Raw genomic sequence first — 14,196 nt, 5'->3', positions numbered from 1 at the left:
TCCACCGCGGCGTTCAGCGCCAGGATGTTGGTCTGGAACGCGATGGAGTCGATCACGCCGATGATGTCGCTGATGCGGCGCGAGCTGGCGGTGATGTCTTCCATGGTGCGCACCACATTGCCCACCACCTCGCCGCCCTTGGAGGCGGTGGCGCTGGCCGAGCTCGCCAGTTGCGAGGCGGTGCGCACGGTGTCGGCGTTCTGCTTGACGGTGGAGGTCATCTCTTCCATTGATGCCGCCGTCTGCTGCAGGTTGGAGGCCTGCTCTTCGGTGCGCTGGCTCAGGTCGGCGTTGCCGGTGGCGATCTGCCCGGCGCCGGTCGCGATGGATTCGCTGCTTTCGCGCACCTGGCTCACGATCCCGCTCAGGCTGGTGCGCATGGCGTTCATGGCCGCCAGCACGCTGTGGGTGTCGCCCTGGCGCAGTTGCACGCCGACCGCCAGATTGCCGTTGGCCACCTGCTGCGCGACCTCGGAGGCATAGGCCGGCTCGCCGCCCAGCTGCCCCTTGATCTGCCGGGTGATGGCCCAGGCCACCATGGCGCCTGCGGCGGCCGCGAGGGCGGCCAGCGCGAGCATCAGCGTGCCTGCGGCGACCGCGTCCTTCTCGGACTCGTCGGCCGTGCGCACGGTGGCGGCCTTCTGGTAGTCGACCAGGTCGTCCAGCGCCTTGAAATAAGCGGCTTGCACAGGGCGCACCGGGCCGAGCAACTGCTCGCGTGCCTGATCGTTCTGGTTGGCCAGGCCCAGGTCGACGGCCTTGTTCAGGGCCTCCACATAGGCCGGCCGCGCCTGCCCGATCTGGGCAACCAGGGCTTTTGCCTCGGGACTGGTCATGCGCTGGTTCAGTTGGCTGAGCAGTTCTGCATTGCGTGCCTGGGCCTTGTCGATGCGGCGTTTTTCATCGGCCATCTGCGGAATGTCTTCCAGCAGCGCGATGTTGCGTGCGGCCCGGGCCACCGTGTTGATGCCGTCCTTCATCTCCTGCAGCACCAGCAGGTTGGCGATGCGCTCATGCGACAGCAGCTTGATGTTGCCGCCGATGTGATCGAGTTGTACCCGTCCGAAGGCGGCCACCAGGAAGCCGATGGCGATCACGAGAGCAAAACCCGAGCCCAGCAAGGTGCCCAGTTTCATGCGTTGGAAGAAGTTCATGGATGCAGCCTTTTCGCTAGAGTCGAATGCCGATTTGGCCGGCGGGATGGGTGTGTGTCAATGTGTAATTTTTAATCCTCTGATGTAATCGATCTGTAGGACACAAACCAGCCTGCCGGTGCGCGGATGGCGAGCGGACGGGCGTTCAGGTGCCGGGCAGGCGGCGACAATCGAGGGCCCCTTGCTGGTTTGCGCCGTCCCACTTCGCGCCAATCCCCTTACTGCGACCGGTCCATGACGTCCTCCCGCCCCAATCTGATCTTCATCCTTGCCGACGACCTGGGCTATGCCGACCTGGGCTGCACCGGCGCCCGCGATGCCTACAGCGTGCCCGTGGATGTCTCGCCGCGCCTGGACGCGCTGGCGGCCGAAGGCCTGCGATGCACGCGGGGCTATTCCAATTCGGCCGTGTGCTCCCCCACGCGGTTCGCACTGGCCACGGGGCGCTGGCAGTACCGCCTGCGCGGCGCGGCCGAGGAGCCGCTGGCCAGCGTGCACGGCGACAAGGTGCTGGGCCTGCCACCCGGCCACCCCACGCTGCCTTCGCTGCTGCGCGACGCGGGCTACGCCACCGCCCTGGTGGGCAAGTGGCACCTGGGCTACCCGCCGCACTTCGGCCCGCGCATGTCCGGCTACGACACGTTCTATGGCTTCCATGCCGGCGGCTCGGACTACTTCGCGCATTGCGACCCGCGCGGCCGCCCGGACTTCTGGGTCAACGAAACCGAGCACACCGAAGACGGCTACCTCACCGACCTGCTCAGCCGCCGGGCGGTGGACTTCGTGCGCGATCAGTCGGCGGACCGCCCCTTTCTGCTGAGCCTGCACTACAGCGCGCCCCACTGGCCCTGGCTCACGCGGGACGACCGCGCCGAATCGCAGCGGCTCGCCGGTTTCGGCAAGCACATCGACGGCGGCAGCCTGGAAACCTACCAGCGCATGGTCCACCACATGGACGAAGGCATCGGCTGGGTGCTGGATGCGCTGCAGGAAAAGGGCCTGGCCGAAAACACCCTGATCGTCTTCACCAGCGACAACGGCGGCGAGCGCTATTCCAACAACTGGCCGTTCGTGGGCCAGAAGATGGACCTGCTGGAGGGCGGCATCCGCGTGCCGCTGCTGGCGCGCTGGCCCGCCCGCATCGCTCCGGGCCGCGTGAGCGACACGCCCAGCCTCACCATGGACTGGACCGCCACCTTCCTCGACGCGGCCGGCGTGGCGGCCCACCCCGACTACCCGCTGGACGGCACCAGCCTGCTGCCGCTGTTCGACGACCCCGCGTGGAACCCGGAGCGCGACCTGTGCTGGCGCATGAAGCACCGCGAGCAGCGCGCGCTGGTGCGCGGCCGCCACAAGTACCTGCAGGTGGACGGCGTGGAATACCTGTTCGACGTGGTGGCCGATCCGCGCGAGCGCGCCAACCTGCGCGATCGCGAGCCCGCGCGCCTGGCCGAGTTGCGCGCCGCGTGGCAGGCGTGGGATGCACAGCTGCCCGCGATCCCGCCGGAGGCCAAGGTCTCGCTCGTGTTCACCCGCAACGAATTGCCGCACGCCACCTTCTGAACCGCCCATGACCTCACCCCGCACCGGGCTCCCGGCCCCGCCTTCCCGCTTCTGGGCCGAATGGTCCGCCCGCGATTTCGCGCAGGCGCAGGCCTCGGGCCGGGCGGCGCAAACCGTCGCCGTGCTGCCGGTGGCGGCCATCGAGCAGCATGGCCCCCACCTGCCGCTCAGCGTGGACGCGGCCCTGCTGCAGGGCGTGATCGATGCCGCGCTGCCGCAACTGCCGGCCGAGGTGCCGGCGCTGTTCCTGCCGCCGCAGAACGTGGGCCTGAGCACCGAGCACACGGCCTATGCCGGCACCCTCACGCTCAAGCCCGCCACCCTCATCGCGCTGTGGACGGAACTGGGCGAATGCGTGGCCGCGCGGGCGTGAAGAAACTGCTGCTGCTCAACGGCCACGGCGGCCAGGTGAGCGTGATGGACATCGTGGCGCGCGAGCTGCGCCAGCACTGTGGCCTGCTGGTGTACAGCGCCAGCTGGTTCAGCCTGCCGCTGCCCGAGGCCGTGAGCGCGCAATTCAGCGCCGAGGAGCACCGCTTCGGCATCCACGGCGGCGAGATCGAGACGTCGATGATGCTGCACCTCGCCCCCGGCACCGTGCACATGGCGCACGCGCAGCACTGGCGCTCCACCTCGCAGGACCGGGCGGAGCGCTACGCCCTCCTGGGCAATGGCAAGAGCGCCAAGATGGGCTGGGCCATGCAGGACTACCACCCGGCCGGCGCGGTGGGCAATGCGGCCGGCGCGACGGCCGAAAAAGGCCGGGCGGTGGTCGAAGCCGCGGCGGCAGGACTGGCCCAATTGCTGGGTGAGATTCACGCGCTGCCGCTGGACACGGTCGTGGCCCGCGGGTCGTCATGAGGTGTAGCGGGGTTTAAGCCAGCGGCAGTGCGATGCCCGATTCCGCGAACACTTCGCGAACGACCGACAAGCCGTTGAGTGCCGCCGGAAACCCGGCATAGACCGCCATCTGCATCACCACTTCCACGATCTCGCCCGGCTTGCAACCCACATGCAGCGCCGCATGCACGTGCACCCGCAACTGCGGCAGGGCATGGCCCAGCGCGCACAGCGCGGCCACCGTGGCCAGCTCGCGTTCACGCAGGCCCAGACCCTCACGGGCATAGATGTCGCCAAACGGAAACTCCAGCAGGTAGCGCGCAAAGTCGGGGAACGACTTCGCCAGTCCCTCGACCACCGCCAGGCCCGCCGGCCCGTCCACGGCGCCCAGCATGCGCATGCCGCGCTCGTAGCGTTCGTTGCTCATCGGGCGCTCCCTGGGTGTTCGCACGGTTCCGTACCGCGCGAAACGGCGGCACGAGGGCAGAAGGAAAAGGCCATGGTATTTCTCTGAAAGATGTCGAAGCCGCTCAATGTAGGGAGCGGCCGCCGCGCAGGGAATGATCTATTTCGTGATACCTTTTTGATATGAATAACCTCCTGGATTCCCGCTCGCTCGCGCTGTTCCTCGCCGTGGCGGATGCGCTGAGCTTTCGGCAGGCGGCTGAAACGCTCCACTTGTCGCAACCGCCCTTGAGCCGTGCCATCCGGGAGCTGGAAGAGCGCTTGGGCGTGCGGCTGTTCGACCGCAACACGAAAGGCGTGAGCCTCACCGATGCGGGCCACCGGCTGGTGCCCTACGCGCGCGGGACTGCGAAGCTGCTTCGCGACGCGCAGGCCGCTCTCGCCAGCCCCGGCATGCCTGCCACGCTTCGGCTGGGCCTTACCAGCGCGGTGGAACCCGCCTGGTTTCGCGGGCTGGCGCAGCGTGTGCAGGCGACCCACCCTGGCACCACGGTCTCCATCGTTTCCGACACGTCCCCCCGCTTGGTGCGCCAACTGGGCAGCGGCAAGCTGGACGCGGCGTTCGTCGCGCTGCCCACCCGTGCGCCGGGCCTCGAAGTGGTCGAGCTCGATCGCCTGCCGATGGTGGTCGCCCTGCCGTCCGCGCATCCGCTGGCCAGGCGCAAGGGGCTTCGCCTGGCCGACCTCGCGCACGAAACGGTCTTCTGGTTCGAGCGGGCGCGCCAACCCGCTTTCTACGACCATTGCCAGCAGGTGTTCTCGCACCATGGCTTCGCGCCAAAAAAGCTCAGGGAGCCGACCGACCACCATGTGCTGCTGGCGGAGGTGGCGAATGGCCGCGGCGTGGCGCTGCTGCCGAAGTCGTTCACCAGTCTGCGGCGAACGGGCGTGGTGTACCGCGCCCTGGCGGAGGGCGGTGCGCTGTCGGTGGGCATCGGCCTGGCCACGCGCGCGGGTCGCCAGGCCATGCGCCAAGGGCTCGTTGCCGCAGCGCGTTAGCTGGCGCGGCTTTTTACGTCTTGTGCCACTTCACCAGATCTCCCGCGTTCTCTCCGCCCACCGCTGAATCACACTCTCCCCATGCAGACCTCCAAACTCTCCGTGGCCCGCGCCTACGCCGTCGGCATGCACGGCGCCCAGCGATACGGGGCGCTTCCCTATTCGCACCATCTGGATGCGGTCGCGGCGGTGCTCGCGCCGTACGGTGAAGACGCTCAGCTCATCGGTTATTTGCACGATGTGGTCGAAGACACGGGCGCCACGGTGGACGACGTGCGGGCACGTTTCGGCGATCGGGTGGCCGACTGCGTCGCCTTGCTCACCGACGAACCGGGCGAGACGCGGAAAGAGCGCAAGACCAAGACGTACGCCAAGCTGGCCCGGGTGACGGAGCCGCAGCACCTGGCGCTGGTGGTGAAGGTGGCGGACCGGCTGTGCAACGTGCGGGCGTGCGTGGCGGATGCCAACCGCCCGATGTGGGCCGTGTACCAAGGCGAGCACCCGGTGTTCAAGGCGTCCGCGTTTCGCCCCGGTCTGTGCGACGAACTGTGGACCGAACTGGACCGCCTGCTGAGCGAAGACGCGCTGCCGCCAGGCGCCTGAGCCGCCGGCGCACGCTGCGCAGGGCCTATTGCCGGCCCGATGCCCCCAGCCTCAGCGCCTGCAGAACGAGTGAAAACGCGGGCGAGGGCTGGCGCCGGCTGGGGTAGTAGAGGTGGTAGCCGGCGAAGGGCGGGCACCAGTCTTCCAGCACCCGCACCAGCCGGCCTGCTGCGATGTGAGGCCCCAGTTCATCCTCGGGCAGCAAGGTGATTCCCAGCCCGGCCAGCGCGGCGTCGATCTGGGGCGGTGCGGTGTTGAAGATCAGCGGGCCGTCCACGCGCACGTTGACCACCTTGCCGCGCCGGGAAAAATCCCACACGTACAGCCCGCCGGAGGTGGGCATGCGCTGATTGATGCAGCGGTGGGCCGTCAGATCGTGCGGCGTCTTCGGTGCCGGGTGGGCCGCGAAGTACGCGGGCGATGCCACCACGGCCATGCGCAGCGGCGGGCCGATGGGCACGGCGATCATGTCCTTGTCGATGGTGTTGCCCAGGCGCACGCCGGCGTCGAACCGGTCGGCCACGATGTCGCGAAAACCGTAGTTCATGTCGAACTCCAGCGTGACGTCCGGGTACGCGTGCAGCAGCGGCATGAGCTTGGGCAGCAGCACGGTGTGCATCACGTTGTCACCGCAGGTGATGCGCACCGTGCCGGCCGGCTTGTCGCGCAGCGCGGTGAGGGCGTCGAGTTCCGCCTCGATCTCGTCGAAGCGGTGGCCGATGGCGTGCATCAGCCGCTCCCCGGCCGGCGTGGGCGAGACGCTGCGCGTCGTGCGGGTGAGCAGTCGGATCTGCAACCGCTCTTCCAGCCCCCGCAGGGCCTGGCTGAGGGCCGACTGCGTCACACCCAAAGTGGCGGCAGCGCGGGTGAAGCTGCCTTCGCGCGCCACGGTGATGAAGGCGAGCAGATCGTTGAGGTTGCGCCGTGCCATGTGCGTGCCCGCCTTTTGATTGATTAGTGAGGCTGATAAATCTATTAAGCATTCATTATCTAGTCGGCCCGGCGATGCCTTGGCAAACTTCCCGGCATGGCAGACAGCAACCGCATTCCCTTTCTTCGGCGCACGGCGCTGGCCTGCGGCGCTGCGCTGGCGGTCGGGCTGTGTGCTTCGCTGGCCGCTGCCTCATTCGCTCAGGGCACCCCTATGAAGATCCGCCTGCAGGTCGGTGGCGAGACGGCCACGGCCACGTTGAACGACAGCGCCGCCAGCCGTGATTTCGCCGCACTGTTGCCACTGACTCTCACGCTGGAGAACTACGCGGGGGTGGAACGCATCGCCCCCTTGCCGGCCAAGCTCTCGGCGGCGGGGTCGCCGGACGGCATTGCGCCTCGCAGGGGTGACATCGCTTTCTACGCGCCGTGGGGCAACTTGGCGGTTTTCGTCGGCGATGACGTCTATGCCCGCGGGCTTTTGCGGCTGGGCCGGGTGGACACGGGCCTCGCGACGCTGCAGCGCCAGGGGCCGTTCCCGGTGCGCATCGAGCGCCTGCCGGACTGACCTCCGAACCCCGCGCCCACCCCGCCATCCGCCAACACCCCGCCAGTGGCGCCATCGAGCGCGCCATGGTTTTGCTCGCCTTTTTCATTGCCACAGGAGCCCTCCATGAACCACCCCACCGACCACCTTTCGCACACCGAAGACCTGCCTGGCGGCCCCGCCTCGGGCCGGCGCGATTTCCTCAAGACCGCGGGCACCCATGCGGCGGCGCTGGGCGTGTGGTCCGCCACCACCAGCGCGGCTTTTGCGGCCGATGCGCAGGCGGGCGACCTTGTGCCGGCCGATGCCGAGAATTTCTACCGCAGCGACCGGGTTCTCGTGCAGAAGGTGGGCTTCAAGAACCAGTACCGCATGGAGGTCGCGGGCAATCTGTTCCTTCCGCGCGGTCTGCACCGCGGCCAGAAGGCGGCTGCGATCATCGTGGGCCATCCCATGGGTGCGGTGAAGGAGCAGAGCGCAAACCTGTACGCCACCAGGATGGCCGAGCAGGGCTTCATCGCCCTGTCGCTGGACCTGTCGTTCTGGGGCGGCAGCGCCGGCCAGCCGCGCAACGCGGTGTCGCCGGACATCTATGCCGAAGACTTCAGCGCCGCGGTGGACTTCCTGGGCACCCAGCCAGGGGTGGACCGCCATCGCATCGGTGCCATCGGGATTTGCGGCAGCGGCAGCTTCGTGATCAGCGCCGCCAAGATCGACCCGCGCATGAAAGCCATTGCCACGGTGAGCATGTACGACATGGGTGCGGTCAACCGCAACGGGTTGCGCAAGGCGCAGACTCTCGACCAGCGCAAGGCAACCATCGCCGAGGCCGCGGAGCAGCGCGATGCGGAATTCACAGGCGGCGAAACCCGCTACACCGGCGGTACCGTGCTGGCACTGACGCCGAACTCCACCGCCATCGAGCGCGAGTTCTATGCCTTCTACCGCACGCCGCGCGGTGAGTACACGCCGCCTGGCCAGTCGCCCGCACGGACCACGAAACCCACGCTCACGAGCAACGTGAAGTTCATGAACTTCTACCCGTTCGCCGACATCGAGGCGATATCGCCCCGGCCGCTGCTGTTCATCACCGGCGACCATGCGCATTCCAGGGAGTTCAGCGAAGACGCCTACCAGCGCGCAGCTGAACCGAAGACCCTGCACATCGTGCCCGGCGCGGGCCATGTGGACCTGTACGACCGGGTGAACCTCATCCCCTGGGACACGCTGAACACCTTCTTTCGCACCCACCTCCAGCCATCGGCCGTGGGTCCCGCATGACGGCGCGCGTGACGGCGCAGCCGTGCGACGCCTCCAGCAGCGGCACCACTGCGCCAACGCACCCCGCTGGCTGGAGCGGTATTTTCGCAATGGCGCTGTGCGTGTTTGCGCTGATCGCGTCGGAGTTCATGCCCGTCAGCCTGCTGACGCCCATGGCCGCCGACCTGGGCGTGACCGAAGGGCTGGCGGGGCGGGGCATCGCGGTGTCGGGGGCGTTCGCGGTTCTGGCGAGCCTGTCCATCGCCAGCGTGGCCGGGCGCATGGACCGCAGGACGCTCCTGCTGGGGCTGACCGGGTTGATGTGCCTCTCCGGCGCCGTCATCGCCCTGGCGCCGAACTACGCCACGTACCTGGCGGGGCGCGCGCTCATCGGGGTGGTCGTGGGTGGGTTCTGGTCCTTGTCGGCGGCCACGGCCATGCGGCTCGTGCCGGGCCCGCAGGTGCCGCAGGCCCTGGCGGTCTTCAATGGCGGGAACGCGCTGGCCACGGTGGTCGCAGCGCCCCTGGGCAGCTACCTGGGCGCGGTCATCGGGTGGCGCGGTGCCTTCCTGTGCCTGGTGCCGGTGGCGGTCGTGGCCTTCGTTTGGCAATGGGTGAGCCTGCCGCCCCTGCCGGCCGGACCGCGTGCGGCGGGTTCGGCCCACGTGTTCCGGCTGTTCCAGCGCCGGGCGGTCCGGCGGGGCATGCTGTCGGTCGGTGCGTTCTTCATGGGGCAGTTCATGCTGTTCACGTACCTTCGCCCGTTTCTGGAAACGGTGACGCGGGTGGGCGTTTCCACGCTGTCGCTCATGCTGCTTTGCATCGGCGTGGCAGGCGCCGTCGGTACCACCGCCATCGGCGTGCTGCTGAAAAGAAGCCTCTACCCCACGCTGGCGGGCGCGCCGGTGGCCATGGCCTTGGTCGCGGTGGCGCTGATCGCCTGGGGTTCGCAAGGCACCGCCGTGGCGGCCTTGCTGGGCGCATGGGGCCTGGTGGCCACCGCGACGCCTGTCGGCTGGTGGACCTGGGTGGCGCGGACGCTGCCGCAGGATGCCGAAGCCGGTGGCGGCCTGATGGTGGCGGTGGTGCAACTGGCCATCGCGCTCGGCTCCACTGCCGGTGGCTGGCTGTTCGATGCCAGCGGCTACCAGAGCACCTTCGCGGCGGCGGCCGGCATGCTGCTGGTCGCCGCCATGTCAGTGGGCTTCACCGCGCGGGCGGACCCTTCGGCTGCGGCCGGCGCGCAAGCCGGCCCATGACCCGGCGCCGACCGGCCGGCCCTGCCGTCAATGCCCGGAGGCGTCGGCCATGTGGTCCAGCGCCTGCATCGCATCGGGCGGCAATGGCAGCGTGGCTGCGGCCAGGTTCTCACGCAGGTGCGCCACCGACGATGTGCCGGGGATCAGCAAGATGTTGGGCGAGCGGCGCAGCAGCCAGGCCAGCGCCACCTGCATCGTGGTGGCGCCCAGGCGCTCGGCCACGCCGGACAATGCGGACGACTGCAGCGGCGTGAAGCCCCCCAGCGGAAAGAAAGGCACATAGGGAATGCCGTCCTGCGCCAGCGCGTCGATCAGCGCGTCGTCGCTGCGGTGCACGAGGTTGTAGTGGTTCTGCACGCAGGCGATGCGGCAGATGCCGCGGCCTTGCGCTACCTGCGCTGGGGTCACGTTGCTCAGGCCGATGTGGCGCACCAGGCCCTGGCGCTGCAGCTCGGCCAGCGCAGTGAGCGGCGCTTCGATGGATCCTTCGGCAGGGCCGTGCACGCTGAACATGGCGCGAAGGTTCACCACCTCCAGCGCGTCGAGGCCGAGGTTGCGCAGGTTGTCGTGAACCGCCTGTTGCAGCGCCTCGGCCGAGAACGCGGGCAGCCAGCCGCCTTGGGCGTCCCGCACCGCACCGATCTTGGTGACGATGGCCAGATCGCCCGGGTAGGGCGCGAGCGCTTCGCGAACGATCTGGTTGGTGATGTGCGGGCCGTAGAAATCGCTGGTGTCGATGTGGTTCACCCCACGCTCCACCGCATCGCGCAGCACGGCCACCGCTGCGCTCCGGTCCTTGGGCGGGCCGAATACGCCGGGCCCCGCGAGCTGCATGGCCCCGTAGCCGAGCCGGTGGACGCTGCGGTCGCCCAGGGGGTAGTGAAGGGGGGCGGCGGGGGAAAGGATGGCGGTGGTCATGGCGGTGCTTTCGTGGCGATCGTGATGGGGAATGGGGAGAGCCGAAGGGGCCGGTGCGGCGTGTCGTTCGGGCGCTTTCTCAGCCTTCGGCCCAGTCTAGGCAGGCACCCACTGTTTGATAAGCCAAAATAATCGGCACAAGCTGTGCGGAATTCAAAACAATGAATGTGGACCTCGGTGATCTGAACGCCTTCGTGGCGGTGGCGCGGGCCAGGGGCTTTCGCGAGGGCGCGCGCCTGAGCGGCGCGAGCGCCTCCGCCCTGAGCGAGGCGGTGCGCCGGCTGGAGGCGCAGATGGGCGTGCGGCTGCTGCACCGCACGACGCGCAGCGTGGTGCCGACCGAAGCCGGCCAGCGCCTGCTGGAGCGGCTGAGCCCGGCGCTGGCCGAGGTGCAGTCGGCGCTCGACGTGGTGAACGGCTTTCGCGACCGGCCCGTCGGCACGCTCAAGCTGAACGTGCCCGTCAGCGCCTCGCGCCTCGTGCTCCCGTCCATCGTGCCGCGCTTTCTCGCCGCCTATCCGGACATTTCCCTGGAGATCATCTCGGAGGATGGCTTCGTCGACCTGCTGGCGGCCGGCTGCGATGCGGGCATCCGCTACGACGAGCGGCTGGAGCAGGACATGATCGCCGTGCCCATCGGGCCCCGCGTGCAGCGCTTCGCCGCGGCGGCGGCCCCGGCCTACCTGGATCGCCATGGCCGGCCCGAGCACCCCCGCGACCTGCTGGCGCACCACTGCCTGCGGGGGCGCTTTGCCAGCGGGGCCATGCCGCTGTGGGAATTCCAGCGCGGGGAGGAAGCCGTGGTGCGTGTCGATGTGACCGGGCGGCTGATCGTGCGGCTCGGCGGGGCGGCTGACCTGGCGGTGGATGCCGCGATCGCCGGCGCCGGCGTGGTGTACCTCTTCGAGGAATGGCTGCGGCCCCACCTGGACAGCGGCGCACTGGAGCCGGTGCTCGAACCCTGGTGGCTGCGCTTTTCCGGCCCCTTCCTGTACTACCCCGGCCGCCGGCTGGTGCCGGCACCGCTGCGGGCCTTCGTGGACTTCATTCAGGGCGCGCCCTGAACGCGCGCCGAGCGCACGCTGCGCGCGGGCGCCGCCCGCATCGGGTCAGGCGTGCGTCACCCAGCTCGCGTGTTCTTCGGTGTCCAGGTGCGGCAGCGTGTTGAAGGTCTGCATCATGAGCCGCTTGGGGGCGATGCTGAACTCGGTCACCGCGCTGTTGCGGATGCGCATGTTGAGCGCGATCGTCACTTCGGGCGGCGTGCTCAGCACCTCGCCCACGGCGGTGGAGATCGGCCCGCCGCTGGACACCAGCAGCACGTGGTGTCCCACGTGATGGCGGCGCACATGCTCCAGCGCCGCGCGGATGCCGCTGGAAAACGCCACCCAGCTGGGCATGCCCGCCGGGCTGATCGTGCCGCCCATCCACTGCGCCAGCGCATCGCACAGCAGCCGGAAGTGGTGCCGGTACCGCTCGGGCGTGTCGGGCGGGGGCAGCGGGTGGGGATGGATGGCGGCGATGAGCGCCGCGCTGTCGTACTCGTTCAGTGCGGGCAGGGCCAGTGGCTGCGGCGTGATCTGCAGGCCCTCGGCGATGCCCTCCAGCGTCTGCACATGGCGGCGCAGCGTGCCGGTGATCACCGCATCGAAGCGCACGTTGCGGGCCCGCCAGTACTCGCCCAGGCGCACCGCCTGCTCGCGCCCGCGCGGGCTCAGCTGGTCGTAGTCATCCGCGCCAAACGAGGCCTGGCCGTGGCGCACGAGGTAGAGGGTTCCCATGCCGGCGATTCTGGGCGGGGCCTGGGCGCGCCTTTGTCTCGCGGGTGACGAGTGCTATTATTTTTATAGCTATACGCCCTAGTGTCGATTGCGGTGGAAGGCATTTCGATGCAGGTGTTGTGCCGAGTCCGCAGTTCACAGCACGCCAGCGAACATCGCCGCATCCACGTTGCCGCCCGTGAGCGCCAGCCCCACGGGCAGGCCGGTGAGCGATCCGCGCTCCTGCATCGCGGCGGCGAATGCGGCGGCGCCCGCGCCTTCGGCGACGTTGTGCGTGTCGGTGAACAGGGCGCGCATGGCGGCGGCCACTTCGGCGTCGGTCACCTTCACCACGTGGTCCAGGTGCGGCGCCAGGATGGCGAGCGCGGCCGGGTCGGCCACGCGGCAGGCCATGCCGTCCGCCAGCTGCGTGGTGACCGGGGCCTCGACCACGTGGCCGGCGGCGATGGAGTCGGCATACGTGGTGGCATGGGCGCTGACCACGCCGACGATGCGAACGCCGTGGCCCAGCGCGCGCTTGGCCGCGATGGCCGAGCACGCCCCCGACCCCTGGCCGATGGGCACGTAGGCGATCGCCATCTGCGGCACCGCGCGCAGGAATTCCCACCAGTACGTGGCCACGCCGCGCAGCAGATCGGCATGGAAGCTGGGCACCATGTGCGCGCCGCGGTCGGCCGCCAGTTGGATGGCGTGCTCGCGCGCCTCCTGGAAGTCGTCGCCATGCTCGATCAGGGTGACGCCCAGGGCGCGCATGGCGGCGTTCTTTTCCACCGAGTTGCCGCGCGGCACGACGATGGTGCAGGCCACGCCGTGGCGGCGCGCGGCCCAGCCCATGCTCTGGCCGTGGTTGCCGCGCGTGGCGCTGACCACCTCGCGCGGCAGCGCGCCGCGCCGGGCGAGCTGGTCGAAGTACGTGAGCCCGCCGCGGATCTTGAAAGCGCCCACGGGCGTGTGGTTCTCGTGCTTGAGCCAGCATTCGGTGCCCAGCCGCTCGCCCAGCAGCGCCCAGCGGTACTGGGGCGTGGGGGCGAAGTCCGCGTACACCACCTGGGCGGCGGCCTCGATGTCGGCGAGCGTGGGGAGTGCGGCCATGGCGTGCAGGCCCGCGCTGTCCGTGGCGGGTGCCGATGCGGGAGCGAAGGCGTCGATGGCGGTGGTGGGGGCGTTCATGCGGTGGCTTTCTTTTCGGACAGGATGCGAAGCGCGAGCAGGCCGAGCACGGTGCCCATCACGTAGCGCTGGGCGCGCACCCAGCCCTCGCTGCGGTGCAGGAACCGGGCCACCTGGGCGGCGAACAGGATCAGCAGTGCGTTCACGGTGGCGCTGGTCGTGATCTGCACGGCCCCGAGCGCGAGGCTTTGCAGCAGCAGGTGGCCGCGTTCGGGGTGCAGGAACTGCGGGAAGAACGACAGGTAGAACATGGCGACCTTGGGGTTGAGCACGCTGGTCATGAAGCCCATGAGAAACAGCTTGCGCGGCGCGTCGTGCGGCAGGTCGCGGGCCTGGAACGGCGCGGAGCCGCCGGGCTTGACGGCCTGCCACGCCATCCACAGCAGGTACGCCGCGCCGGCGATGCGCAGCGCATCGAACGCCATGGGCACGGCGGCCAGCAGGGCCGACAGCCCGAGCGAGGCCGCCAGCAGGTGGGTGCCGAAGCCGGCCACCACGCCCAGCAGCGACAGCAGGCCCGCGCGCGGCCCCTGCGTGAGGCTGCGGGACACGCAATAGACCATGTTGGGCCCGGGCGTGAGCACGAGCACCAGCGCGGCGAACGCGAACAGCAGGATTTCCTGGAAGGTGAAGAGGAACATCAGACGGGCTCCTTCGATGCGAGGGTGACGGGGCCGCGGGGCGTGGCCAGCACGGCCTGCAGGCGC

At 69.3% G+C, this 14,196-nt stretch carries 14 protein-coding genes and 1 pseudogene; 8 read left to right on the top strand and 7 right to left on the bottom strand.

Features of this window, described 5'->3' with window-relative positions:
- Positions 1-1,154 (bottom strand): methyl-accepting chemotaxis protein (locus AC27IO_RS13255; protein ID WP_498739184.1); only part of this gene is annotated, 1,154 nt, incomplete at its 3' end.
- A 234-nt stretch (positions 1,155-1,388) separates the two neighbouring features.
- Between AC27IO_RS13255 and AC27IO_RS13250 the strand changes: the two genes are divergently transcribed.
- On the top strand, positions 1,389-2,717 hold the full coding sequence (locus AC27IO_RS13250; protein ID WP_498739183.1) for a sulfatase family protein: 1,329 nt from the start codon (positions 1,389-1,391) through the stop codon (positions 2,715-2,717).
- A gap of 7 nt (positions 2,718-2,724) precedes the next feature.
- Positions 2,725-3,578: pseudogene (locus tag AC27IO_RS13245) on the top strand (creatininase family protein).
- A 13-nt stretch (positions 3,579-3,591) separates the two neighbouring features.
- Here AC27IO_RS13245 and AC27IO_RS13240 read toward each other — a convergent pair.
- Complete coding sequence (locus AC27IO_RS13240; protein WP_317355733.1) at positions 3,592-3,984, bottom strand: carboxymuconolactone decarboxylase family protein; 393 nt, start codon at positions 3,982-3,984, stop codon at positions 3,592-3,594.
- A gap of 161 nt (positions 3,985-4,145) precedes the next feature.
- On the opposite strand from AC27IO_RS13240, the gene AC27IO_RS13235 reads away from it, so the two are divergent.
- Both AC27IO_RS13235 and AC27IO_RS13230 read left to right on the top strand, forming a co-directional pair.
- Complete coding sequence (locus AC27IO_RS13235; RefSeq protein WP_498739182.1) at positions 4,146-5,021, top strand: LysR family transcriptional regulator; 876 nt, start codon at positions 4,146-4,148, stop codon at positions 5,019-5,021.
- Between the two features lie 81 nt (positions 5,022-5,102).
- Positions 5,103-5,624, top strand: coding sequence for an HD domain-containing protein (locus AC27IO_RS13230; RefSeq protein WP_284431381.1), 522 nt, complete (start codon positions 5,103-5,105; stop codon positions 5,622-5,624).
- Positions 5,625-5,649: 25 nt separating this feature from the next.
- On the opposite strand, the gene AC27IO_RS13225 is transcribed toward AC27IO_RS13230, so the two are convergent.
- Positions 5,650-6,555: a LysR family transcriptional regulator gene (locus AC27IO_RS13225; RefSeq protein ID WP_498739181.1), complete on the bottom strand. Its 906-nt coding sequence runs from the start codon at positions 6,553-6,555 to the stop codon at positions 5,650-5,652.
- A gap of 96 nt (positions 6,556-6,651) precedes the next feature.
- Between AC27IO_RS13225 and AC27IO_RS13220 the strand changes: the two genes are divergently transcribed.
- From AC27IO_RS13220 to AC27IO_RS13210, 3 genes are all read left to right on the top strand, one after another.
- Complete coding sequence (locus tag AC27IO_RS13220) at positions 6,652-7,122, top strand: cyclophilin-like fold protein (protein WP_498739180.1); 471 nt, start codon at positions 6,652-6,654, stop codon at positions 7,120-7,122.
- A gap of 105 nt (positions 7,123-7,227) precedes the next feature.
- Positions 7,228-8,382, top strand: a complete 1,155-nt coding sequence (locus tag AC27IO_RS13215) for an alpha/beta hydrolase (protein ID WP_498739179.1) — start codon at positions 7,228-7,230, stop codon at positions 8,380-8,382.
- Positions 8,379-9,620 carry an MFS transporter gene (locus tag AC27IO_RS13210; protein ID WP_498739178.1) on the top strand — a complete coding sequence of 414 codons (1,242 nt, stop codon included), beginning with the start codon at positions 8,379-8,381 and terminating at the stop codon, positions 9,618-9,620. The genes AC27IO_RS13215 and AC27IO_RS13210 overlap by 4 nt, the downstream gene beginning before the upstream one ends.
- Before the next feature lie 27 nt (positions 9,621-9,647).
- On the opposite strand, the gene AC27IO_RS13205 is transcribed toward AC27IO_RS13210, so the two are convergent.
- Positions 9,648-10,538: an aldo/keto reductase family oxidoreductase gene (locus AC27IO_RS13205; protein ID WP_498739177.1), complete on the bottom strand. Its 891-nt coding sequence runs from the start codon at positions 10,536-10,538 to the stop codon at positions 9,648-9,650.
- Between the two features lie 161 nt (positions 10,539-10,699).
- Here AC27IO_RS13205 and AC27IO_RS13200 point away from each other — a divergent pair, with 161 nt between their 5' ends.
- Entirely contained in the window at positions 10,700-11,602 is a 903-nt protein-coding gene (locus AC27IO_RS13200) for a LysR family transcriptional regulator (protein WP_284431386.1), read from the top strand.
- A gap of 45 nt (positions 11,603-11,647) precedes the next feature.
- On the opposite strand, the gene AC27IO_RS13195 is transcribed toward AC27IO_RS13200, so the two are convergent.
- From AC27IO_RS13195 to AC27IO_RS13185, 3 genes are all read right to left on the bottom strand, one after another.
- Complete coding sequence (locus AC27IO_RS13195) at positions 11,648-12,319, bottom strand: histidine phosphatase family protein (RefSeq protein ID WP_487114592.1); 672 nt, start codon at positions 12,317-12,319, stop codon at positions 11,648-11,650.
- Between the two features lie 135 nt (positions 12,320-12,454).
- Positions 12,455-13,411 (bottom strand): threonine dehydratase, encoded by a 957-nt coding sequence (locus tag AC27IO_RS13190; RefSeq protein ID WP_498739185.1) that lies wholly within the window; start codon positions 13,409-13,411, stop codon positions 12,455-12,457.
- A gap of 74 nt (positions 13,412-13,485) precedes the next feature.
- Entirely contained in the window at positions 13,486-14,130 is a 645-nt protein-coding gene (locus tag AC27IO_RS13185; protein WP_284431390.1) for a LysE family translocator, read from the bottom strand.
- Positions 14,131-14,196: the final 66 nt, after the last annotated feature.

The sequence above is a fragment of the Acidovorax sp. KNOB132 genome (assembly GCF_057541515.1).
Note: the sequence above shows the minus strand (reverse complement) of the source record. Positions and strands in the feature narration are given on the sequence as shown.

Coding starts and splice junctions, on each gene's coding strand:
- AC27IO_RS13250 (WP_498739183.1), top strand. CDS start 1,389: ATGACGTCCTCCCGCCCCAATCTGATCTTCATCCTTGCCGACGACCTG.
- AC27IO_RS13240 (WP_317355733.1), bottom strand. CDS start 3,984: ATGAGCAACGAACGCTACGAGCGCGGCATGCGCATGCTGGGCGCCGTG.
- AC27IO_RS13235 (WP_498739182.1), top strand. CDS start 4,146: ATGAATAACCTCCTGGATTCCCGCTCGCTCGCGCTGTTCCTCGCCGTG.
- AC27IO_RS13230 (WP_284431381.1), top strand. CDS start 5,103: ATGCAGACCTCCAAACTCTCCGTGGCCCGCGCCTACGCCGTCGGCATG.
- AC27IO_RS13225 (WP_498739181.1), bottom strand. CDS start 6,555: ATGGCACGGCGCAACCTCAACGATCTGCTCGCCTTCATCACCGTGGCG.
- AC27IO_RS13220 (WP_498739180.1), top strand. CDS start 6,652: ATGGCAGACAGCAACCGCATTCCCTTTCTTCGGCGCACGGCGCTGGCC.
- AC27IO_RS13215 (WP_498739179.1), top strand. CDS start 7,228: ATGAACCACCCCACCGACCACCTTTCGCACACCGAAGACCTGCCTGGC.
- AC27IO_RS13210 (WP_498739178.1), top strand. CDS start 8,379: ATGACGGCGCGCGTGACGGCGCAGCCGTGCGACGCCTCCAGCAGCGGC.
- AC27IO_RS13205 (WP_498739177.1), bottom strand. CDS start 10,538: ATGACCACCGCCATCCTTTCCCCCGCCGCCCCCCTTCACTACCCCCTG.
- AC27IO_RS13200 (WP_284431386.1), top strand. CDS start 10,700: ATGAATGTGGACCTCGGTGATCTGAACGCCTTCGTGGCGGTGGCGCGG.
- AC27IO_RS13195 (WP_487114592.1), bottom strand. CDS start 12,319: ATGGGAACCCTCTACCTCGTGCGCCACGGCCAGGCCTCGTTTGGCGCG.
- AC27IO_RS13190 (WP_498739185.1), bottom strand. CDS start 13,411: ATGGCCGCACTCCCCACGCTCGCCGACATCGAGGCCGCCGCCCAGGTG.
- AC27IO_RS13185 (WP_284431390.1), bottom strand. CDS start 14,130: ATGTTCCTCTTCACCTTCCAGGAAATCCTGCTGTTCGCGTTCGCCGCG.